The organism is Marinomonas sp. ef1 (genome assembly GCF_002806845.1).
In the GTDB taxonomy this organism is placed as follows: Bacteria; Pseudomonadota; Gammaproteobacteria; order Pseudomonadales; family Marinomonadaceae; genus Marinomonas; species Marinomonas polaris.
Genome location: NZ_NHTT01000005.1, coordinates 215,510 through 238,486, shown reverse-complemented (window position 1 = coordinate 238,486; position 22,977 = coordinate 215,510). Strand labels below are relative to the sequence as shown.

Here is a 22,977-nt window from a genome sequence, read left to right as displayed (position 1 = left end):
GTGGTGAGTATTTAGAAGTTGTTATAAATTTACTGATTAGGGGGGAGATATTTTTATCAGTCACCTTAATCAGTATTTTTATTTTGCTGATTATTCTTGGCCAATCGTATTGGTGAGAGTACCCATTGGACCAATTTCAACCTCAACAATATCTCCGGGTTTCATCCAGACGGGAGGAGTACGTTTGGCGCCAACGCCGCCGGGTGTGCCACTGACGATGACATCTCCAGGGGATAACGGAGTAAAGGCTGAGACATAAGCAATAATCTCAGCAATAGGGAAAATCATGTCGCCAATCGGTTGATCTTGCATGACTTCACCGTTTAAGCGTGTAATAACATGGACGTGTTCTAGGTTGCCTGCCTCATCTGGAGTCACCATGTAAGGGCCAAATGGCCCAGTTGTTGGGAAGTTTTTTCCCGGTGTGAACTGTCTTGTGTGCCATTGCCAATCTCGTATAGAGGCATCGTTAAAACAGGCATATCCTGCCACATGATTCATTGCTTCCGCTTCGGCAATCGCACGGCCACCTTTGCCAATGATCACGGCAAGTTCTCCTTCATAGTCTAAGCTTGTGGATACGTTAGGTATCAATATTTCTGACTTGTGTGCCGTTAGGCTGTCGGCAAAGCGTATAAATATAGATGGATTAGCCACTTCATCGCGTCCGGTTTCTTTGCGATGTGATTCATAATTATGGCCAACGCAAAATATTTTATTCGGATTGGGAATCACAGGAAGTAAGGTGACTTGTGAATAGGCAAACGTTTCGTGCACTTCTAGCGTTGTCAGTGCATTGTTGGCTATCGCTGTTTTCAGATCCCTGGGAGCGTCTGCTGTTTTTAGGTCGTATACGATATCGTTTTCTAAACGACCGTAACTCGCGGTGCCATTTGGGCGTAAAAAGCTAAGATATTTCATATTATTGGCTCTCTTTATTTGTGTTGTTAATACGTTGTTCGGGTTCCCATTGGCGGCGAAATCTGAAGTTCTCTTCTGCTTGTCTCAAGCCTTGGAAGTCTTTGTCAGATGTTCCCCATTGGTCGATTCGGTTTGCCGGCCAGGTCCAATCTTCAGGCGCTCCCACAGGGTAGTCTTCGGTTATTTTTTCCACGGCAGTGGAAAACTCAATGACAGCGCCAAATGGCGCAATAAAATAAGCGAATACATTGGCACCAGGGCCGTGGCGACCTGGACCCCAAGCAGGTGTCATTTGATGATCTCTGAGTCGGCCTATGCCGCGCATTACGCCATCTAGGTCAGCCATTTCAAAAGCAATATGGTTTAGCGAGCTAAAGCCTGCTCGAGCAAAAGCGGTGCTGTGATGTGAGTCGTTACAGCGTACAAACACCATGCCTTTGGTACGATCTGAAACACGGAAGTTAAGTACTTCCTCTGCAATGTCTGCGGTTTTTTCTGCATCTGTTGAATTGAATACGACATGGGTTAATTTAACGGGAAGATCCTGCCCTTGCATGGCTGGAACATCCGTTGCCCCAACGAGAAAGCGAAATAATTCCCCTTCTGGCAGCTCGACAATGACGCCTTCACCGCCACCTAAGTCAGTTGATACTTCACGCTTTGTTTTCAAACCACGCTCATGAGACTTTGTCACAATGTGCTGCAGTTCTTCTTCATTACAAACAAAGGTCGTTGAGCGTACAAAGCGATCTTCATCTTCTTCTAAGGCGACCAAGTACGGGAAGGTGCCAGCGCCCCGAATATAATAGGTGTTGCCTTTTTGGCCTCCAGAAGCAGCTCCCCAGATGTCTATTAGAAAGTCATGGGCCTCTTTGGCTTTGGGTAAAACGAGTTCAACACTGCGTAATTTCATGCACTTTTCTCCAAGTTAACATTCATCTGCATATGGTCTAATAAAGAAGTGAGCAAACCCGATACATCATTCAGTGCCGTTCCGTAAACATAGAAATCAGGGCGAATAAGTACGCTATCGACTTCTGCTTCTTTCAGCCAATTTAAAATGGCGCCCTTGTCGTCCAGTGTGGTGACGTCAGTAATGCTAATGTCATAACTGGGCATGTTTTGGTCTATGAAGTGCTTGGCGGCCTTTACTGCTTTTTTGCCTGTCATAAATAATCGCCATTTTTCTTTGATCACGTTGTCCATTAAATCCCCATTAATGTGAGGCTGGATAAAACGCACTCCGGCTTTCGTCGTTTCTGTTGCAATTACCCCTGACTGAATCGCTGGTATTAGCTCTGCCGCAGTATTAGGTAGTTCGTTTTGCGCTACTTTTCTTCGCACTGTCGCGTCACGTTCAGCCGCTTTTTGGGGATCTAAAATGCAGATATATTTGCCAGCCTCTATGGCAGAGGAGATAACGGATCGAACGTGGGGATCCCGCTCTATTTGGTAAGTATCCAATAAGGCTTCGTCACTTACCCCCTGTTTAATCGCTGACATTTTCCAGGCCAGATTAGCGACATCTCGCAATCCATGGCACATTCCTTGACCGAAGAAAGGCGGAGTTTGATGGGCTGCGTCACCCGCCAAAAATACCTGACCAAGCCTCCATTGTTCTGCAATCAGACCATGAAAACGGTAGGTTGCAGCACGAACAATCTTATGTGGTACAGCGTTTAAATACGGTCCTACGAGCTCTAGAACTTTATCTGGTTGCATCATTGATTGATCATTTTCCCCAGGCAGCAGCATCATTTCCCAGCGGCGATGGTTACCACGACCTGGGACAATCGTGGTAGGGCGTTTGGGATCACACAACATGACTGAAAGTTGTTGTAAATCTGCTTCGTCTGGCACGCCAGTAAAATTGGGAAACTGCACGTCTCCGTCTACTTGCGCATCCACCACTAACCAAGGTTCTTCGAATTGTAAATCCTCAAGTTTGATGCCTAACGATTTGCGCACTTTACTGCTTGCTCCATCACAGGCAATCACCCAGCGCGCTTTTTCGATTGTAACTCCGCTTGATGTTCTTATATTTAGCATTACGCTTGAATCTGTCTGTGTCAGGCTGTCAAATTCAGAGCCTAAACGTAACTCAACATTAGGGTATTGCTTAAGCGCTTGACGTAAATGATTTTCAAGCTCTGGCTGGTAGAAAAAATAATCATTAGACCAGCCATACGGACGAGGTTTCCCCACCGTTCCCATATAACGCATGACGCCGTAGTCTGCACCTATATGCAAATGACCCTGAGTATCACGCATGTCATTTAGCACATCGTTGATCACGTCAGCGGACTGAAACAAGCGCATCATTTCATGGTCAAGGTGCACGGCTCGAGGCAAGGGAAATGGATTAATTTCTTTTTCCAACACCAATACTTTTAATCCAGACTTACCGAGTAAATTGGCAGCCAAAGCACCTACTGGTCCACAACCAATAATCGCTACATCGAACATAAAAGAACCTTTTGAAAAATAAAAAAGGGCACATTTGCATGTCTTTTTATTGATTAAAGATAGCTGTGCCTAGTTAATGTCTTTGTTTTCTCTAAAATGGATAATGTTGATTTGGGTCTTCAATTGTGATCCAACGTAGATCAGTAAATTCAGCTATCGCTGCCTTTCCGCCAAAGCGGCCATAACCTGATGCTTTTACACCACCAAATGGCATTTGGGGTTCGTCACTAACCGTTGGGCCATTAATGTGGCAAATGCCAGATTGGATTTGTTCCGCTACGTTCATTGCCAGCTTAATGTCGCGACTAAATACAGCGGAAGATAAGCCGTATTCTGTATCATTCGCTACACGAATTGCTTCTTCTATACCGTTTACGCGGATTATCGGTTTGACTGGGCCAAAAGATTCTTCTTGGTAAATAACCATATTGGGTTTTACATGATCAATGAGTGTCGCTTGAACAATGGAACCTTCTCGTTGGCCACCCGCTATAATATTGGCACCTTTTTCGATGGCATCGGCAATAATACGATCCATCTTTTCTGCGGCTTGTCGTGTGATTAAGCTGCCTAGTGCAACTTGTTCACGTGGATTGCCAATGGGTAAGTTTGCGGCTCGTTTTGCTAACTTTGACACAAACTCATCGGCAATTTGGTCATCGACAATTAGGCGTTCGGTCGACATACATATTTGTCCTTGGTTCATAAAAGCGCCAAAAATTGCGGCATTAACGGCAGCATCAATGTCAGCATCAGCAAGAATAACTAAAGGGGCTTTGCCACCTAACTCAAGTAACGCTGGTTTTAAATTTTCACCAGCCAAATGACCAATAATGCGTCCTACTTGAGATGAGCCAGTGAAATTAACATGCTTAACAATGGGACTCTTAACAAGAGACTCGACAATGGCCGCTGCGTTTTCTGGGGCGTTGGTGAGTACATTTAAGACGCCCTTTGGAAATCCTGCTTCAAGAAAGCATTTGCCAATCAGTAGGTGTGTTGCGGGGCACATTTCTGATGCTTTTAATATGACACTGTTTCCGCAGGCAATTGGCATTGCTACTGCTCTGGTGCCTAAAATAACGGGAGCATTCCATGGGGCAATGCCCAAACAAACTCCTTTAGGTTTGTATACTCCCATTGCCAAGGTGTTGGGTTTGTTGGATGGAATGACTTCTCCGCCTATTTGAGTTGTCATTGCTGCGGCTTCACGGATAACACCAGCAGCCAAATGGACATTAAACCCTGCCCAATTGGCCGTGGAGCCAGTTTCGGAAATAATGGCCTCCGTAAATTCGGCTATTTTACTCTCCATAATATCAGCCGCTTTCATTAATAATTTGCGGCGCGCATCAGGACCTACTTTTGACCAAGTTTTATATGCATTCTCTGCAGATTCAAGGGCTGTATAACAATCTTCTATTGTTGCCGCTGCCGCAATGGTGGCAACTTTTTCTGTTACTGGGTCAATTCTTTCGTAGGTCTTACCGTCAGCAGAGGCTCTCAAATCGCCATTAATCATTAACTGAGTGATCATTGTTGTCTCCAAATTGGTTATTCAATTACGCCGTTTACAGCGATAAATCCGTTTTCTTCAATACCACAGATGGCGCATATTTCGTCGTTTTCACCGATATCACCGGAAATGCCAATAGCACCGATAATGACTTTTTCATGATCCAGAATTAAAACCCCACCAGGTGAAGGCACCATTCGCCCACCACTAATGGTTGTTAATGTATTAATAAACTGTGGGTTCTTCTGACTGCGTCTGGTTAGTTCACTAGAGCCGAACCCCATTCCGAGGGATCCCCATGCTTTACCAAAGGCAATATCAAATCTCGCAATCCCGGCACCATCTTCGCGTTTAAAAGCAATTAAATGTCCACCTGTGTCTAAGACGGCTACAGCGAGTGGGGAAAAGTTGTTTCTTCTCGCTGCTTTTAAAGCGGAATCTATGATGTTTGAAGCATTAATTAGTGTCAGTGAAGTCATTTCTTGGTCCTCTATTTAATAAACAGGAGAGCGTTTAAAACTCAAGTTAAACAAACATGGCAAGCATGCCTAAGTGGGAGTCAGGTCGTGAGATGGTAAAATTAACGTGTTTCCAGTCATCTGCGGCGGGACGTTCTAGGCATTTGTGTAGCCAAGCTTGCATATTAGGCCAAGCAGAAATATCAATATTGGCCGTAGGAACCAATGTCATCACTGCAGCGACATTTAAATCCGCTGCACTAAAGCGATCGCCTAGTATGTATTCTTTATTTTCTAGGTGGTTGTTTAATACATCCCATGGACGCGAGAGTTTTTTCACGGCTAGGTTAAACTCTTCAACATTGCGTGATTCTGGCGCAAACAGTAAATTATTGGCCGACGCCAGTAACAAAGGTTCTTCAATTTCAGTGATGGCCCAAATGGTCCACTGCATCATGAATGCGTCTTCTTGCAAGTTTTGGGGCGCTAGCTCACCGCCGGCTTTTTTGGCCAAATATAAATTGATAGCCAGCGATTCGAACAGGGTAAAACCCTGATCTTCAAGCGCAGGAATACGACCATTTGGGTTTATTTGCAAAAATTCAGGACTATGGGTACTGCCATCTAAAAAATTGGTTGGTTCATGATGAAAGTCGATGCCTAACTCTTTTAACATCCAAGCACAACGGTTGGCTCTAGAATGCATGGATCCATATAACGTTATCATAAGAAACTCCGCTAAAATGGCGTTATTGCGTCCTTAAAATAGAAGCAATAACGCCGTTAATTGTTATATTTACTTATATGAGGAAGGCACCCAAATACCATGGAAACCTTCATGAACACGACAGGGAAATTTCACGATGGCAACGGGGCCTTGGCTAAGATTTCGAGCGTCTAAAATCACCAAATCAGTACGGTTCTCATCGCGTCGGCCGACCATGGATAACAGCCAACCATCGCCTTCTTCTGCATCTAGGCTGCGTGGTACGAAACAGGGCTCTTCTGGTGCAGAGTTTGGCCCGGCATAGTAGAAATCGAGTTTGTTTTCTTGCTCATCGAAATGCCCAAGGCATGTAAATGGAGGTCCCTTTGGACCAGGTTCTAACATTGGTCCTAATTCTTTGTTACTGGTGCCAAACCAAAAATGACGTGTTCTGCGCATGGCAAAACGGGCATCGATAACGGGCATTTCGCCAATGTGATTAATGAAGCGTTTGATTTCAACGGAATCGCTATCACTACTGAGGTCTACAATCCAGCGTTCACCGAAAGGGGGTAATTCATGAGCATCGGGATTATGAATGTCAGGAAATTGGCTTAACCAGCCGGACTCGGTGACAAATTGGTCCAGTATCAGTTTAGAACCGTCTTCCCAAGCATTAAATGTATGAGTTTGCATGACAGATTTATTGACATTAAACCAGCGAATTGCTTTTACACCACGATCTCGAGGTATCACTCCGACATGGGTTGTTTTGGAGCTGTCCCAATGCCAGTAAGGTTCACCTTGTTTGACTCTGTCCCAATCACACACCATCGGACAAATGACGAAAGCGATGTAGTTTTCTGAGACTAAAAAGTCGTGCACCATGGAACAGTAAGGCGCTTTGAACCTTTCAGAGCGGGTAAATTTGCCTTCTTTGTTGATGATGTAAACTTCTATTTCATCACTCGCTACCCCTTCGCAGTTATAAGCAAAGGCAATACATTCGCCTGTTTTTGGATCAAATTTTGGGTGCGCTGTGAAGGTCTGGCTAGTTAGCTGCCCATCAAAATCGGTTTCACCAAGAGTGGTTAAATCATCTGGATGAATTTCATAAGGACGACCCGACTCTTTCAGTGCGTACAATTTTTTGTTGAGCAACATCACTGACGTGTTAGCCGTGTTGTGGTCTTCTTCTCTAACCGCTTCTGAACTGGTAAAAGGGTTACGATATGAACCAAAAAGCGCACGGCGAGCCTGTCTTTCAAGCTCAAACTTTTTAGTGCGCACAAAGCGAGTGGTTAGGTCTGCATGGCCTTGCTCAAATCTCACCATATGTACCATTCCATCCCCATTTAAAAAAATATCATTAGGATGAAGAGGGCTATATGTGTGATCAGCGCTGTTTCTGTAATAGGTTCCTTCCAACTCTGGAGGGATACTGCCTATGATTTCAAGGTCATGCACATGTCCTTCAATACGAACAGGTGCTGCGTAACCTTTGAAGGTCAATTCATTAGGAAATTGCATTCCTACTCTATTATTATTCATTATTTTTCTTCCTACTTTAAATGTCACAGTGACCCATGACTTTTTACCAATCAGTGAAAATCTAATGTTTTAAGTGTCAAGCCATTCTTGGCTCGCTTACGTTTACGTCCTTCTTTTTTAATAAACTTTGCGCTTTTATTACCAAAGCCACTGCGATACAGCTAATGATGACAGTTGCCCAAGCTAGTCCCTGATAGCCAACCGTCGCAACGATAACGCCACCCAGTAGAGGCCCTATTGCGGACCCAATCATCATCATGGCTGGAGTGGCCGCCACGGCACGGCCTGTCGGGTCTATTTTGGCCAATAGGCCAAACACAAAAGTGTGGGTAAAAATTACGAGCGTGACGTAAAACGCGACGGGAATGGCATACAACAAAAAATTGGATGATGCATGCGTAATAGACAAGGCAAACAAGGCTTGTAAACAAGGGCCAGCAATAGCAACCTTGATAGGTGATAACCTCTTTTGCAGTAATGAGGCAACTATCCCAGGGGTTAAGTTGATGAAACTCATGACAATTAAAACGGTTTCCACTTGCTTTCTATCAAAATTGTGCAAGTCGCCAATCCTGTCAACAAATGAAAACACCATTGCTTGATTCAATGTTAGACAGCTAACAACACAAATAAACATCCATACTGCGGGTTTGGATAAAATTTTCGCGGTGACTTTATTCGCCTGATTTTCGTCTTTATTATGCTTTGTTGTTTCGTCAGAAACCTTGGGGAAGAAGAAAAACATAACGATCGCAGCGCATGCCATTAGGGCAAAAAAGGCAATAAAAATAGCTATGCCACCAATTTGTTTTGTTGCCTGAGGAAGCAGTGCAAATAGCACAATGGCTAAAACCCCTAAAGCAACATTTACTAAGCCAAATAAGCGATGAGGATTCTCTGTTTTTCCTATGGTTCCATGAACGGATGAAAGGGCTGCCCCCGCCCCCAACCCCGCAATGACATGTAATATTATGAGCATCGAAAAGCTTTCTGAAACTACAGACAGTTTTGATGCCGTAAAGAATGAAGCCGATGCAACTGCAAAACCAAAGGCGGCAACATAGCGATGGTTGAGCCGAGTATATTTAGGCGACAAAATAATACTTGAGATCACGATACCGACAAGAAACAAAGTCACAGTAAGCCCAGCTTGCTGTGGAAGTAGGTGGTAATCTTGCATTAACACACTTATCCAAAGGGGGAGCGCGGCTAAATCCACCATACCAGCCATATGCCCTATCCCCAGTACTATTTTGCTTTGTGTACTATTTAATTTGATCATTTTTATTCTCTCTTATTATTGTTATTTGAAATGTTAAAATCGTTGCCGCACCTAGCTTATAAATTCCAAGTGGCTGTTAAGACAACGGCTTCAATTGAGCGGTTTTGTTTAAGACCTTGATGACGTAAATAAGACAATTCATATCGATTGCCAGATTGTTGCATGATGGATATCCCACCACCGAAGACAGCATAAGTTGGCTCATCAACGTATTCGTCTAAGTCGTTGACGTATTCTTGCTCTATGCCGATAACAACACTTGGCGATAAGGTGTTTGGTCGAGCTTCTTTTTCAAAACGTAAATGCCCCCAAACCGTGCCATAATTTTCAGTACTACCCACTTCACCGGAAGAGACCGTGCCAAAACTGTCCGCTGTTGCTTCAAGGAAATTGCGTTGGAATTGCATGCCTAAAACAGGATGTAATACCCAGCCTTCTGGGATTTTGTCGAAATCATTATTGTGGTAATTACCAACGAGTTCCGACTGTAGATAAAAGTGATCATCGCCAGGTTTATGTGTCCGTATGAATGGGCCAGCGGCCACCTTCAGTTCTTGTTTCCCCCACGAATATTCTGTACGTAAGGTGGCTCCCCAGTGATCGCTGAACTTATTTATCACGTCAAAACGTAAACCAGCACCATGTCGCTTGATGGTTCCTGCGTCCACAATATCTAAATCCGTTTGTTCACCAAATACACCAAAGCTCAACATGGTATTGACATCAAGAAAGCGTATGTACTGAGCATCCATCCTTCCAATATCACCATCTAGTTGCACTTCATTATCGCCACCATTGGATAAAGTGCCGGTAACATTTAAACGCAGAAGAGATCTTCCATCCGACAACATGTGTTGAACGGTAAGAGGCGCAACAATGTCAGAGGTATCATCTTTATAGTCTGCACTAGATGAAGTGGATTTGGCTTTGCCTATAGTTGTTCTCGCTTGTCCTATACGCCACTGCACGCCACCAAAGGTATCGCCACTACTAAAGGAACTCATCAAACCAGCCTGCCCAAGGTTCATTTGAGCCTGTATCGAAAGGGGTAGCGGATTAATACCTAGGGATGTTTCTGCCTCATCAGCGACCGCATAGGGCATGAAAAATAGTGCGGCAGTAGCGGCCATGTAATGAGCGAGCAACGTCTGTTTTACTTTCATAATTTCACCTGCATTTTTATTTTTATTATTTGAGTTGTGATTAGTTATTAATCACCGCATCACTATAATGCGTTTGAATTAAAGTTATAAAACAGATTGTATTAATGATTTCCATTGATATTATTAATACCTATAGTTGGAAGTTAAGGAGCCCCTATGCGTCTAGATAAATTTGATTTGAATTTATTGATTGTGCTTGATGTATTGCTTGAGAAGCGCAATGTCACGAGAGCAAGCGAGCACTTGCATATTGGGCAGTCTGCTACGAGTGCCGCATTGGGGCGATTACGAGAGTATTTTGATGACAGCTTACTGGTGCCCGTTGGACGCACGATGGAACTCACACCACTAGCAAAAAGCTTGGTAGGACCGGTTAGAGATACCTTGATGAGGGCGCGAGCAACCATTTCTTTACGTCCCGTTTTCGAACCAGAAAACATTGTGCGTAATTTTACCGTTGCTGCATCAGACTACATGATCGATATATTGATCGCTCAGTCTTCTAGAGAACTTGCTAAAAGTGCGCCTAGTATGCGACTAGATATGATTATCCCACCAAAGGATGTATTTGATGCATTTGAGCGAGGTGGAATTGATTTATTATTTTTACCAAAGCAGTATTCAGATCGATTTCAACACCCTCAAACAGAGGTATTAACCGATATTCAAACATGCATGGTGTGTGAACACAGTGAACTCAATGAACTTAGCATGGAACAATATTTGGATATGGGGCATGTTGCCATTCGTTTAGGTGATGAACACAGTATTACCCATGAAGAATGGTTTTTACCACGTTATGGTAAACAACGCAGAATCGAATGTACGGTAGACCATTTTAGTTCCGTTCCTTTATTAGTAGTAGGAACAAATCGCATTGTCACCTTACATAGACTTATTGCGGAAGAGATGGCTCAACGCTTCCCGGTTAAATTGCTGCCAGCGCCATTTGAAATGGAACCTGTGACTGAAATTATGATATGGCCACGTTACCTCAACGACGATCCAGCACATATGTGGTTAAGAAATACGGTTTTAGCACAAGCGAAAAGTATTCTTGGTAAATAGCGAGGTATTAAGGTCTAGCAGCGATAGAAATATTTTAAGTGGCCATACTTTGGCCATTTTATGTGCTAATCGAGCATGAATGGTGGCTATGTTTTTATAATCATTCGGTTATATCGAATGATTAAAGCTATTTGAAGTGTTTCTTAGAATGGTTGTGAGCGTGAAGACACACTTGTTAACAAAATAGATACAAAATCAAGTTGATAGTATCAAGGTGTGGATTGATTATTATCAACTTAATCGAAAGTGTGTTTTCCCTTATTCTCAGATTAGTCGCCATGCTAAAAAGACGACACGAATAAAAAGATCGATATTGTTAGTGGCAATGTGACCACTAGTTGGGAGTAGATTTATGAATAAACTTAAAATATCAGGCGTTGCTCTAGCTTTAACTATGATAGCGGGTTGTGCAAGTTCTAATGCTGTTGATCCTCAGTCATCAAAAAATACGGAGATGAATATGAATAAACCTACTATTTCGACCGAGGCGCCAAATATTCCTCCCGGCGTTATTCCAGATGAGGTCAATGTATCCAATACCGTTAACTTAGACGAGTTAGAAGTTCAGTATACTTACAGTTCAGGTCGAGCTTATAAGTTAAAATTTTATGATGATCGAGTTTCTTTTACTCAACTTGATGCAGGTCATATTCCTACTCTGACAGTACCGTATCGAGCTAGAAAAATTGGTAAGGATATGTTTTTAGTCCATTGGCTTGTACCCGGAAGAGTTGGTCACGTTACTCTAATTTTGGATTTAGGTAATAAGGTTATCCATGCATCAGCACTTATGCCTGGGCAAATGGAGCTCTTTGATGAAGGTCCTATTGTTGATGTGAAACAAGGTAAATATACGCAATAGAAAATGGCTAGAAATAGGCCAAACGAGTAACAAACGCTCGGTAGGCGTTATCATTTTTACTACCATAAATTAGCCATATCTCCTGTAATACTGGCCTGAAAAGGTCAGTTTACTTTTCTGTTTAAAAAATACTTCGAGTGGTTTTGTCGCCATTCTCATCTCTACTTACGTCAGAAAATCCTCTTCAAAATAATGTCCAAGTCTCGATTGTGAGTTGCATCTGATAGGTCATTTATATTGAGCTTCTTTGTGTCTTTTATGATGCTTCTATTGAATGTTTTTTATTGTCTTATTAATCATTCGATGGCGTCGAATGATTGATTCTGTTTAAAGGGTTTTTCCGAAAGGTTGTGGTGATTTACATTTAGTTTGTTCTTAAAAACATAAAAATAAAATTTGAGAGGAAGAACAAGTGAAAATAATCAACTCGACGCCATTTCGGCTAAAAGCATTGGCTATTGCCATTGTTTCTAGTACTTCTACTGCCTATGGATTTGAAATAGAAACAGATAATTCTGACTTAAGGGTCAGTCTAGGTAATACCGTCAAATACAGTACCGCTTTTCGTACCAAGGATGCCTCTTCAGGTTTAACTCAAGGAAGTGGTGCAGCTAATTATAACGATGGTGATAACAACTTTGATAAAGGGTTGGTTTCAAGTCGTTTAGATCTATTTTCCGAATTTGACCTGTCTTATAAAAATGCCGGTGTTCGTATTAGTGGTGCTGCTTGGTACGACGATGTTTATCATCAAGATACGGACAATACCAGCACAAGTTCAAACCACACCCCTGCCAGTGAATTCTCAGACACCACCAAAAAAACCATGGGTGGAGATGCCGAAATCCTTGATGCTTTTGTTTATTCACGATTCCCTGTGATGAATGGAATGGAAGGCACGATTCGTGTTGGGCGCCATAGCTTGTTGTGGGGCGAAAGTTTGTTTTTTGGCTCTAACGGTATTGCCGGAGGTCAAGGGCCTGTTGATGTGGTGAAGTTATCATCTGTGCCTAACTCTACTTTTAAAGAAACAATGAGACCGACAGGCAAAGTCTCTATCGATATTCCTATTTCTGAAACGGCTTCTTTAGGGGCTTATGTTGGTTATGAGTGGGAGAAATCTCGCTTCCTTCCCGCAGGTTCTTATCTTTCTACTGGAGATACATTAGAAGGTGAAAAACTACTTGCTGGACCATACACAGCAACACACACCTCTGATGATGAAGGTTCTGACTCCGGTCAATACGGTCTACAACTTAAATGGAGTGATTATGACCTTGATGCGGACTTTGGTTTGTACGCAATTCGTTTTGATTCTAGCTCCCCAAGTAATATGTACACCATTTTGGATGCTTCTTTCCATCCTAGTCAATACAAATGGGCTTATGCCAAAGGCATTGAAGCCTATGGTGCCAGTATGGCAAAAACCGTTGGGATTTGGAGCTTGGCCGGTGAAATTTCATATCGTGTAAATGCACCTCTTGCGAGTGCTTCTACATCGATAACAACGTCAGGTGTGCAATACGACAACGATAAAAATCCTGGATATGCCATCGGTGAGACAGCTCATGCTCAATTCTCTTGGTTGGCGAGTTTAGGGTCGAATTTCCTATCTAAAGAGTCCAGTTTTGTTGGTGAAATTGCTTGGAACACTCGCGTAAAAACTACTCAAAATGAAGACAAGTTAAACCCTAACGCTGACAAATCTGCTGTTGGCATAAAAATGGTTTATTCGCCGATGTATCGTCAAGCTTTCGACGGAGTTGATCTAAGTCCTTCTATTGGTATTGGCCATACTTGGGGTAAATCTTCAGCGTTAGGTTCGTCTTTTGGTGTTGATGATGGTGGTGATATTAACGTTGGCGTTAATGCTGTTTATTTAAATCGTTGGAATGCCTCTTTGAGCTATATCAAATATTTAGGAGATGAAGGGCTATTCAATGATAGTTCAAATAACGCAACGTACAAGCAGTCGCAAAAAGATCGAGATTTTATCTCTGCTTCTGTAAGCACCACCTTTTAATTTTTTGGAGAATGATGATGTATAACAATAAAAAACACTCTCTTAGTATTTTAGTTACCTCTGCAGTACTAGGTTGTTTTTCACTGGCTTCTTATGCCGCTGTTAGCCCAGAGCAAGCCGCTCGATTGGGTGCAGATTTGACCCCTTTTGGTGGTGAAAAAGCAGGCAACAGTGATGGCTCTATCCCTGCTTGGACCGGCGGTTTTAATGATCCAATAAAGGGTGAAATATTGGGTGGTAAGCGCTTAGATCCTTTTGCTAATGAGAAACCTTTATACACAGTGACTGCAGCGAATATGGATAAATATGCTGATAAGTTAACCGATGGTGTAAAGGCGATGCTACAAAAGTATCCAGATACTTATCGTCTAGATGTTTACCAAACTCATAGAACGGCGACAGCACCAGAGTGGGTATACAACTACACAGTACAAAATGCTTTGAAGGCAAAAATGGATGGTCACAAGATTAGTGGTGCTTATGCAGGTATCCCATTTCCGATTCCTCAAAATGGTCTAGAAGCTATTAACAACCACCGTTTGTCTTGGCGTGGTGTGAGCTGGGAAGCGGATATCAACCAGTATCAAATTACATCAAGTGGCAAAGTTGTTTTGACAACGGATGGTCTATTGAAGAACCAAATGCCTTATTACTTTCAGGAAGGCTCAAGCGAAGAATTTGATGGCTATTTCTGGGAAGTAAACCTTGAAAACTACGGACCGCCAATTCGTGCCGGAGAACGTATTGCTGGGAGAAACAACGTCGATGAAGATAAAACTCAATCTTATGTGTATTTAACGGGTCAGCGTCGTGTACGTAAACTTCCAAATGCTTGCTGTGACACGCCAACTCCTGCGACGGCTGGTTTAATGTCTTTCGATGAGTTGAGCGTATTTTCTGGTACTACTGAAGTGTTTGATTGGAAATTGTTAGGTAAAAAAGAAATACTCATTCCTTATAACGAAAACCGCTTTTTACAATACAGCGATGCACAAGCCATTACTGGAAATCACTTGAATCCAGATGCTGTACGTTGGGAATTACATCGCGTTTGGGTTGTTGAAGCAACGCTTGCAGAGGGCAAACGCCATCAAGCAGTACGCAGTAAATACTATCTAGATGAAGATACTTGGCAGGCATCTTTGGCTGATCGTTGGGACTCGAATGGTGAGTTATGGAAAACACTATGGCAGTTTAACTACATCATGCCTGAGTTCCCAGGAACGATTCCGCAAACCTTTGGTTTTTATAACTTGCTGTCAAGTGAGGCTTATGTGGCCAATGTCATGAATGATAAGCCTTCCCAAAATAGGCCTGTAGAGCGTTTTCCTACCAGTACTTTTACTGGTCAAGGCTTAGCGCGTCAAGGCACACGATAGCTTTATTTAATACTCAGTTAATCCGATTACCTTTGTATCAAAGGGAGGGCGTAGCCTTACCCCTTTTGGCTTCGCTCGTCCTTTGATACAGGTTTTGGTTTGCTTGAGAGGGCTTTGTTTTACAAACCAAATAGTTTGTAAGCTTTCAAATAAAAGACGTTGGAGTATTTATGTTTCGTTATTTTCCCACTAATTATCCATGGGATCTTTCTATCAATCTTGCCTTGGAAATGGGCGCGCGTATTGGTGAGATTGAAGAAATGTGTGCGCCTCTTCAGGAAGCTGCTAAAGCAAAAGACGCTGCTGGCTCCAAGGCTTTTCGTGACAGCTGGGAGCGCATGGCAGATAAGTTGTGTGAATTGGCTAAAGAGGATGAAGAGCGTGGTCGTTTGATTTCTGCCGGTGACAAATATGGCCGCGCGGCGACGTATTACCTCACAGCTGAACGTTTACAGGCACATGGATCACAAGGTAGAGAAGCCTTGTACCAGCGTTTTCAAGAAATATTTGCTCGTGGATTAGAGCTAGCAAAAGAAAATTGTGAACGAGTCGAGATTCCATATGAAGGCAAGCATCTTTCTGCCCTTTATGTACGTGCCGAAGGTGAGGAAGGTAAAGCGCCAATTTTGGTTCAAGTTAACGGCTTGGACTCTACAAAAGAAATGAAGTATCGCGTTGGTTTACCTGCTTGGTTAGCTAAACGAGGTGTTTCTTCTCTTATTGTTGATCAGCCGGGCACCGGTGAGGCGCTTCGTTTACAAGGCTTTACGGCTCGTTTTGATAGCGAACATTGGGCAAGCCGTATTGTTGATTGGTTGGAAACTCGTGAAGAAATTGATGCCAAACGCATTGGCATGGAAGGCGTTTCTCTGGGCGGTTATTACTGTCCTCGTGCGGTGGCGTTTGAGCCTAGATTTGCTTGTGGTGTGGTATGGGGAGCGAATCATGATTGGCGAGATGTACAAAAACGTCGCTTAGAAAAAGAGGGCAGTTTTCCTGTTCCACATTATTGGGAACACGTGCGTTGGGTATGGGGAGCAAAAGACATGGATGAGTTCATGGAGATTGCGGAAAAAGTTCATCTAGATGGCGTATTAGATCGCATTAAGGTGCCATTCCTTGTCACTCACGGAGAAAAAGACTCTCAAATTCCGTTGAAATGGGCTCATCGAACCTACGAGCAGTTGACTAATAGCCCTAAAAAAGAGCTTAAGGTTTTCACTGATCGTGAAGGGGGCGTTCAGCACTCTAGTTTTGATAATTCTGCCAATGCTGGGGCTTATATCGCCGATTGGGTTGCAGAGACATTGAATGGTCATACGGCCTAATCGTAAAGAGGTAATAAATAATGAAGATAGTCGGTTTAGAAACCATCATTTTTGGTGTTGAGGATGTTGCCTCTTGTGCAACCTTTTTAAAAGATTACGGTTTGTTTCCTGTTAATGTAACTGAAACAGGCGGACGTTTTGAAGCATTAGATGGCACTGCCGTGGTTTTGGCTCATGCCTCAGATGAAAGCATTCCTGCAAGCATTGGTAATGGCTGCATGATGCGTAAAACAGTCATGGGTGTTGCTGATACCGCAACCATTCAGGCGATTACCGAAGAGCTGAGTAAAGACCGAGAAGTACGTCAATTAGCGGATGGCTCTATTGAGTCTACAGATGATTCCGGTTTTGTGATTGGCTTTCAGGTGACTACTCGTAAAGAGTTGAACTTGGCAGGTGAAATCTCCAATGTTCCAGGTTCTCCATTTCAACGACCTGTTAATCATCGAGCGGTGCAGCTAGATGCGGGTCCAATTCGTCCTAGAACCTTGTCTCATATTGTGTATTTTGTACCTGATCCTGTTAAAGCTGAAGCGTTTTATGTTGAGCGTTTGGGCTTCCGCTGCACAGATAGATTTGAAGGTGCTGGCCCGTTTTTACAACCAGCAGGAACGTTAGATCACCACACACATTTCTTGATTGGCGCGCCACCGTTTATGCAAGGCGTCGAACATTTCACGTTCCATTTCGGTGGTCCTACTGAAGTGATGCAAAACGGTTCTCAGTTTATAGAAAAAGGCTATCAGGCTTTTTGGGGGCCTGGGCGACATATTATGGGATCGAACTGGTTCTGGTATTTCAATAGCCCTCTTGCATGTCATATCGAGATGGATGCGGACATGGATTTGCATGATCAAAATTGGAGTCCTCGTGCTTTCCCAATGGGCGCCGATAACTCGCAAGCGTTTCTTATGCGTTACCGAAGTAAATGGTCACCAGGAAAAGATACCTCACATAATGGTGATTATGAGTAGATTTATTTAAGTAAAAGAAAGTTGATCAAGTATTTGATATAAAAGAAAAGTTTTTATGGGGAGGAGCAGTGATAATTTATTACTGCCCCATAAAAAACTGAAAGCGACGATACGTCGCTACCACGAAATAACAATAAACAAAGTGGATGGTAAGAGTATGTTGATGATATCTGTGAGATACGGGATTTTTTGCTTTACGGATCGAAGAGAGCCGACCTTTCTGATGGGAGGTGTACGATGAGCCATCGTTTTGGATTTAAAGGCAATCTTGCTTTGATGGTTTCCCATAGTGCCGGTATGTTAGATCTAGTGGCGCTACCTTTATGGGTTGGGGTTTTAGTGGCCACATATCACTTTGATAGCCAGCAAGCGGGTGGTCTAGTTACCTTATTTTTAATTGGTGCGGTAGGCTCCAGCATATTAATTGCCCCGCGCTTCAAAAAGCTAAATCGACGTGTGGTTGCCAGCGTTGGTTTTTTTGCTTCAGGTTTATGTTTCTTTGCTGCTTCTCAAACCAATGACTATGTTCAATTAGCTCTCTTGCATCTTGTGGCGGGTATCAGTTCAAGCGCGGCGCTAAGCATGGCTCATGGCACGTTCGCTCGAGGGGAAAATCCGCACAGATTGTTCGCCATTGCTGGGCTTACCTTGGGTATCATGGCGTTCGTCTTTATGGGCGCAACACCAAATATTACCAAGGCAGTGGGTGGACATTCATTGTTCATTATCTTTGGTGGCATTATGACGTTTGCTGCTTTTGTTTGTGCTGTTGCCTTTCCTTCTTTGGTTCTAGATGAAGAAGACAGTGAGAATGCCAAACAGGTTGTAACGAAAATCCCGTCTAGTGTTTGGTACGGTATTGTGGGCATTAGCTTAATGGCAGTGACTCAAGCCATGACGTTTAGCTTTATGGAACGAGTTGGGAACGACCGAGGTTTTTCCGCCGATTCTGTGACGTTAGTTTTAATAGTGCTCACTGTGATTAATATTGTCGCAGCGGCATCCGCTGGTATTTTTGAAAAGCGCTTTTCTGTCCGTGTTGTTTTATGCACCGGCCCTGTTCTACAAATTATCTTGTCCAATATTATGATGAATGCAAGTAGCTTCGCTTTTTATGCCGCTTCAGCATCCTGTTTTGTGTCTCTGATGATATTCACTCATACCTTTGTTTTTGGCTTATTGGCTCGTTTAGATGAGTCTGGTCGTGCCCTGGCAGCAACCCCTGCGATGCTAATGATTGGGGCGGCGGTTGGCCCAATTTTGGGTGGAACCATCATTAAATTTGTTGGTTATCAAGGTATTGGTATAGCCGCTTTGGTGTTCGGTACGATTTCACTTGTGTGTTTTATACGTGTCTTTCAGCGCAGCTCAGATGTTATTCAATCTGAGTCTGTGGCGTGAGGTGGATAATGTCTAACCAGAAGAAAGCGACAACGCATCCAGCGAGCTTGTTACGTAAGCTTGCTGTGTTCACTCTGATGGCCTTTTTACTTTGTCGAGTTGAAGGGGTTATTGCAGCGGTGGCTGATGCTATCGATCGTCCAGCTATTGAGTCTAATTTAGGCGCGCAATCTGTTTTGATGTCGGTGACATCCGTCGGTGATCATTTTATTACTGTTGGTGAGCGCGGTTTGATTCTTCGCTCGGATGACGACGGTAAAAGTTGGCGTCAGCTACCTTCTCCAGTCAGTGTCACTTTGACTGGAGTAAGCTTCTTTGATGATGAAAATGTCTATGCCATTGGTCATGGCGGCATTGTGCTGCGCACTACAAATGGTGGCAATGATTGGAAAGTACAGCTGAATGGTCACCAGCTAGCTGAAAAGCTATTACAACAAGCTGAAGAGTCTAAAGACGAAGAATTGATTCGTCAGGCAAAATTGCTTATTGCGGACGGCCCAGACAAACCTTTTTTAGATTTATTGGTACTTGGGCGTGATCACCTTGTGGTTGTAGGTGCATATGGCTTTGCCTTTGAAAGTATCGATGGTGGCCAGTCTTGGGCATCTTGGATGGACCGAATTGATAATCCATTTGGGTTGCACTTATACAGTATCCGCAAACAAGGAGAGCGTATTCTGGTGGCTGGTGAACAAGGTTTTGTCGCACTTTCAATGGATGATGGTCAGTCGTTTGAAACCATCGAAACACCTTATGAAGGCAGTTTTTTTACTGCTCAGTTGCTGGGTCACGATGAAATAGTGCTGGCTGGTTTACGAGGTAATACCTTGCTATCCGATGATAATGGTCAGCACTGGAAAGACATTAAAAATCCTGTTAGTTCGTCGATTATGGCCTCTTTTGTCCACTCTGACGGCCAAGTAATCATGGCGAATCAAGCGGGAACCTTGCTTGGTCTGAGAGAAAACCGACTGGTTCCACTTACCCGTAAGCGCCTTCCACCTTTAACCAATATTCTAGAAAAAGCAAACGGTAGTGTACTTGCTTTAAGCATCAATGGGCCTGTCTCTATTGATGTAGGAGATTTCAAATGAAACATCATACGTCTATTGCCGCTTTACCCGAGGATAAGTTTGACCCGAATTCGGGCTCCTTTATCGAGCGAGCGTTATTCAATCATCGTTTAGTCGTTATTATCATTTGTGCTTTGGTGACGGGGTTATTAGGTTGGCAAGCGACTAAGTTAACGATTAATGCAAGTTTCGAAAAAACCTTACCAACGCATCAAGTTTATATTCAAAACTATTTGAAATATGAAAACGAGTTAACCGGTTTAGGCAATGCGTTACGGATTGCCGTAGTGAATCCTAATGGCAGTATTTATGATGCTCATTATCTAGAGTTATTGCGTCAACTCAGTGATGAAGTGTTTTTATTGCCTGGTGTAGACCGAGTGCAAATGACATCACTTTGGACGCCTTCAACTCGCTGGATTGGGGTAACCGAAGAAGGTTTAGATGGCGGTCCAGTCATTCCAGAAGGTTACGATGGCTCTCCTACTAGTTTGCTAACATTGAAAGCCAACGTGGCGCGTTCTGGGCAAATTGGTCAATTGATCGCGGCAGATGAAGAATCCACTATTATCTACATGCCATTGCTAAATCAAGATGCAACTGGGGAAACCTTAGATTACGCAAAGTATTCCAAGGTGCTTGAAGACCTACGGACTAAGTATCAAGCAGAAGGTTTGGAAATCCATATTACCGGTTTTACCAAGGTAATGGGTGACTTGATCGAAGGTGTTCAAGCAGTTTTGTGGTTTTTCGCATTGGCGGTTGTGATCGCGACCATTATGGTGTTTTGGTATACCCGTTGTGTGCGTTCAACCTTCTTAGTGGTATTCGCTTCTATGTTAGCTGTGGTATGGCAATTGGGTATTTTGCCTACGCTAGGTTATGTATTAGACCCGTATTCTATCCTAGTACCTTTTCTAGTGTTCGCTATTGGCATGAGCCATGGCGCACAGAAAATGAATGGCATTATGCAGGATGTTGGCCGTGGTTTTGACAAACTGGTCGCGGCACGTTTTACCTTTAGACGTTTGTTCATGGCTGGTTTAACCGCATTGTTGGCAGACGCCGTTGGTTTTGCTGTGCTGTTAGTGATCGATATTAAGGTGATTCAAGAGTTAGCTATTGCTGCTTCTATCGGGGTTGCTGTACTGATCTTCACTAACCTTATTCTTTTGCCCATCATGCTTTCTTATGTTGGTGTTGGTGAAAAAGCAGCACAACGCAGCGTGATAAATGACATTGATCAAACCAGTGCGAAAAAGATGCCTGCATTATGGGTGTTCTTAGATAAGTTTACCCAGCGAAAATGGGCAACTGGGGCCTTGATAGCAGGTGTATTGTTGGCAGTTGGAGCCTTCTCGTTAAGTACTCAATTGAAGATAGGCGATCTCGATCAAGGGGCTCCTGAGTTACGTCAAGACAGCCGTTACAATCAAGATATCGCCTTTATGAATCAGTATTATGGCGCTTCCAGTGATGTGGTGGCGATCATGGTCAAAACCCCTGATGGTCAATGTTCTCAATACGATACCCTGAAAAAAATAGACACGCTTGAGTGGCAATTACGTCAGCTTCCTAGCGTGGAATCAACGAACTCTTTGGCTCTATTATCTCGTCGTGTGTTGTCTGGTTTAAATGAAGGCAATCCTAAATGGTACGAGTTTCTACCAAACCAAAGTATGTTGAATTACATCACTGCGGGTGCGCCACGAGGTCTGTACAACAGCAGCTGTAATCTATTGACGGTTTATGTTTATCTGCAAGATCACAAAGCAGACACCTTGAGTAACATTGTTAATCATGTGGAAGCTTTTGCTAAAGACAATAATACCGATGATGTGCAGTTCCTATTGGCTGCGGGTAGTGCAGGGATTCAAGCGGCGACCAATATCTCCGTAAAAGCCGCTTGGTATCAGATGTTGTTCCTGGTTTATGGTGCTGTAGCTTTACTGTCTCTTATTACTTTCCGTTCCTTTAAAGCCGTTATTGTGGCGCTGCTTCCTTTGATGCTGACCTCCATTATGGTCGAAGCTTTGATGGTGCAATTAGGCATGGGCGTGAAAGTCGCCACTTTGCCAGTTATCGCCTTGGGGGTCGGTATTGGTATCGATTACGCCTTGTATATTTTGTCCATAACTTTGGTTGGATTACGTCAAGGTACTAGTTTATCTCAGTCTTATTTAAGAGCGCTTAATTTCACCGGCAAAGTCGTGATGTTAACCGGTGTAACCTTGTCTGTTGGGGTGATAACTTGGATTGCTAGCCCGATTAAGTTCCAAGCTGACATGGGGTTATTACTGGCGTTTATGTTCATTTGGAACATGTTAGGTGCACTGATTTTATTACCTGCTCTTGCGCATTTTCTGCTTAAGCCAAAATACGCTAATGGTGGCGACTCCAAAAGTGAGGTGTTGTGATGATGTTGACAGAAAACAGCGTTGTGCTTTGTCACATTGATGATCTTAAAGAAGGCGACACGAAAGGCTTTTTAGAAAATGAGGCCGGGCAGGACCTGCTGTTCGTGGTGAAATTTAACGACGAATTTTATGGCTGGCGAAATGCTTGTCCTCATGTAAATGATGCACCGATGGCATGGCGTAAAGATGCTTATATGGATGCTAAAAAGCAACATGTTGCTTGTCATGCCCATGGTGCCTTATTTGAGCCTGATTCTGGGTTGTGTATTCAGGGGCCTTGCCTTGGCAAGACGCTAGAAAAAGTACCTGTTTATGTTAATTCGATGGGCATGGTCTCAATTTTATTAACAGACATTAATTAATTCTACTAACAACAAAAATAAGGAGTC

Annotated in this window: 19 protein-coding genes; 10 read left to right on the top strand and 9 right to left on the bottom strand. The window is 43.2% G+C overall.

Annotation, left to right across the window (positions count from 1 at the left end; all coding sequences use genetic code 11):
• Nucleotides 1–90: 90 nt before the first annotated feature.
• The 9 genes from CCS02_RS09055 to CCS02_RS09015 all read right to left on the bottom strand — a co-directional run bounded on the left by CCS02_RS09055 (nucleotide 91) and on the right by CCS02_RS09015 (nucleotide 10,063).
• Nucleotides 91–921, bottom strand: a complete 831-nt coding sequence (locus tag CCS02_RS09055) for a fumarylacetoacetate hydrolase family protein (RefSeq protein WP_100187008.1) — start codon at nucleotides 919–921, stop codon at nucleotides 91–93.
• A gap of 1 nt (nucleotide 922) precedes the next feature.
• Complete coding sequence (locus CCS02_RS09050) at nucleotides 923–1,834, bottom strand: VOC family protein (RefSeq protein WP_100187007.1); 912 nt, start codon at nucleotides 1,832–1,834, stop codon at nucleotides 923–925.
• Nucleotides 1,831–3,387 (bottom strand): bifunctional 3-(3-hydroxy-phenyl)propionate/3-hydroxycinnamic acid hydroxylase, encoded by a 1,557-nt coding sequence (locus CCS02_RS09045; protein WP_100636385.1) that lies wholly within the window; start codon nucleotides 3,385–3,387, stop codon nucleotides 1,831–1,833. Before CCS02_RS09045 ends, CCS02_RS09050 begins: the two co-directional genes overlap by 4 nt.
• A 91-nt stretch (nucleotides 3,388–3,478) precedes the next feature.
• Complete coding sequence (locus CCS02_RS09040; RefSeq protein WP_100636384.1) at nucleotides 3,479–4,924, bottom strand: aldehyde dehydrogenase; 1,446 nt, start codon at nucleotides 4,922–4,924, stop codon at nucleotides 3,479–3,481.
• A 17-nt stretch (nucleotides 4,925–4,941) separates the two neighbouring features.
• Nucleotides 4,942–5,382, bottom strand: coding sequence for a GlcG/HbpS family heme-binding protein (locus CCS02_RS09035; RefSeq protein ID WP_100636383.1), 441 nt, complete (start codon nucleotides 5,380–5,382; stop codon nucleotides 4,942–4,944).
• A 46-nt stretch (nucleotides 5,383–5,428) separates the two neighbouring features.
• Nucleotides 5,429–6,088, bottom strand: coding sequence for a glutathione S-transferase family protein (locus CCS02_RS09030; protein WP_100636382.1), 660 nt, complete (start codon nucleotides 6,086–6,088; stop codon nucleotides 5,429–5,431).
• A gap of 69 nt (nucleotides 6,089–6,157) precedes the next feature.
• Nucleotides 6,158–7,618 (bottom strand): carotenoid oxygenase family protein, encoded by a 1,461-nt coding sequence (locus CCS02_RS09025; protein WP_100187002.1) that lies wholly within the window; start codon nucleotides 7,616–7,618, stop codon nucleotides 6,158–6,160.
• Between the two features lie 76 nt (nucleotides 7,619–7,694).
• Complete coding sequence (locus tag CCS02_RS09020; RefSeq protein WP_100187001.1) at nucleotides 7,695–8,900, bottom strand: MFS transporter; 1,206 nt, start codon at nucleotides 8,898–8,900, stop codon at nucleotides 7,695–7,697.
• A 56-nt stretch (nucleotides 8,901–8,956) separates the two neighbouring features.
• Complete coding sequence (locus tag CCS02_RS09015) at nucleotides 8,957–10,063, bottom strand: hypothetical protein (protein ID WP_100187000.1); 1,107 nt, start codon at nucleotides 10,061–10,063, stop codon at nucleotides 8,957–8,959.
• 156 nt (nucleotides 10,064–10,219) lie between these two features.
• On the opposite strand from CCS02_RS09015, the gene CCS02_RS09010 reads away from it, so the two are divergent.
• The 10 genes from CCS02_RS09010 to CCS02_RS08960 all read left to right on the top strand — a co-directional run bounded on the left by CCS02_RS09010 (nucleotide 10,220) and on the right by CCS02_RS08960 (nucleotide 22,950).
• Nucleotides 10,220–11,131, top strand: coding sequence for a LysR family transcriptional regulator (locus CCS02_RS09010; RefSeq protein ID WP_100186999.1), 912 nt, complete (start codon nucleotides 10,220–10,222; stop codon nucleotides 11,129–11,131).
• 460 nt (nucleotides 11,132–11,591) lie between these two features.
• The gene (locus CCS02_RS09005; RefSeq protein ID WP_157807984.1) at nucleotides 11,592–11,993 is read left to right on the top strand and encodes a MoaF N-terminal domain-containing protein; all 402 of its coding nucleotides are present in this window, start codon (nucleotides 11,592–11,594) and stop codon (nucleotides 11,991–11,993) included.
• A gap of 412 nt (nucleotides 11,994–12,405) precedes the next feature.
• Nucleotides 12,406–14,016, top strand: coding sequence for a DUF1302 domain-containing protein (locus CCS02_RS09000; protein WP_100636380.1), 1,611 nt, complete (start codon nucleotides 12,406–12,408; stop codon nucleotides 14,014–14,016).
• Between the two features lie 17 nt (nucleotides 14,017–14,033).
• A complete protein-coding gene (locus CCS02_RS08995; protein WP_100636379.1) occupies nucleotides 14,034–15,395 on the top strand; it encodes a DUF1329 domain-containing protein in 1,362 nt (453 codons plus the stop codon).
• Nucleotides 15,396–15,565: 170 nt separating this feature from the next.
• Nucleotides 15,566–16,723, top strand: a complete 1,158-nt coding sequence (locus CCS02_RS08990; RefSeq protein ID WP_100636378.1) for an alpha/beta hydrolase family protein — start codon at nucleotides 15,566–15,568, stop codon at nucleotides 16,721–16,723.
• Between the two features lie 20 nt (nucleotides 16,724–16,743).
• Nucleotides 16,744–17,697: a VOC family protein gene (locus tag CCS02_RS08985; protein ID WP_100636377.1), complete on the top strand. Its 954-nt coding sequence runs from the start codon at nucleotides 16,744–16,746 to the stop codon at nucleotides 17,695–17,697.
• 237 nt (nucleotides 17,698–17,934) lie between these two features.
• Complete coding sequence (locus CCS02_RS08975) at nucleotides 17,935–19,098, top strand: MFS transporter (protein ID WP_100636375.1); 1,164 nt, start codon at nucleotides 17,935–17,937, stop codon at nucleotides 19,096–19,098.
• A gap of 8 nt (nucleotides 19,099–19,106) precedes the next feature.
• A complete protein-coding gene (locus CCS02_RS08970) occupies nucleotides 19,107–20,192 on the top strand; it encodes a WD40/YVTN/BNR-like repeat-containing protein (protein ID WP_100636374.1) in 1,086 nt (361 codons plus the stop codon).
• On the top strand, nucleotides 20,189–22,588 hold the full coding sequence (locus CCS02_RS08965) for an efflux RND transporter permease subunit (RefSeq protein ID WP_100636373.1): 2,400 nt from the start codon (nucleotides 20,189–20,191) through the stop codon (nucleotides 22,586–22,588). Before CCS02_RS08970 ends, CCS02_RS08965 begins: the two co-directional genes overlap by 4 nt.
• On the top strand, nucleotides 22,588–22,950 hold the full coding sequence (locus tag CCS02_RS08960; protein ID WP_100186989.1) for a Rieske (2Fe-2S) protein: 363 nt from the start codon (nucleotides 22,588–22,590) through the stop codon (nucleotides 22,948–22,950). Before CCS02_RS08965 ends, CCS02_RS08960 begins: the two co-directional genes overlap by 1 nt.
• Nucleotides 22,951–22,977 lie beyond the last annotated feature (27 nt).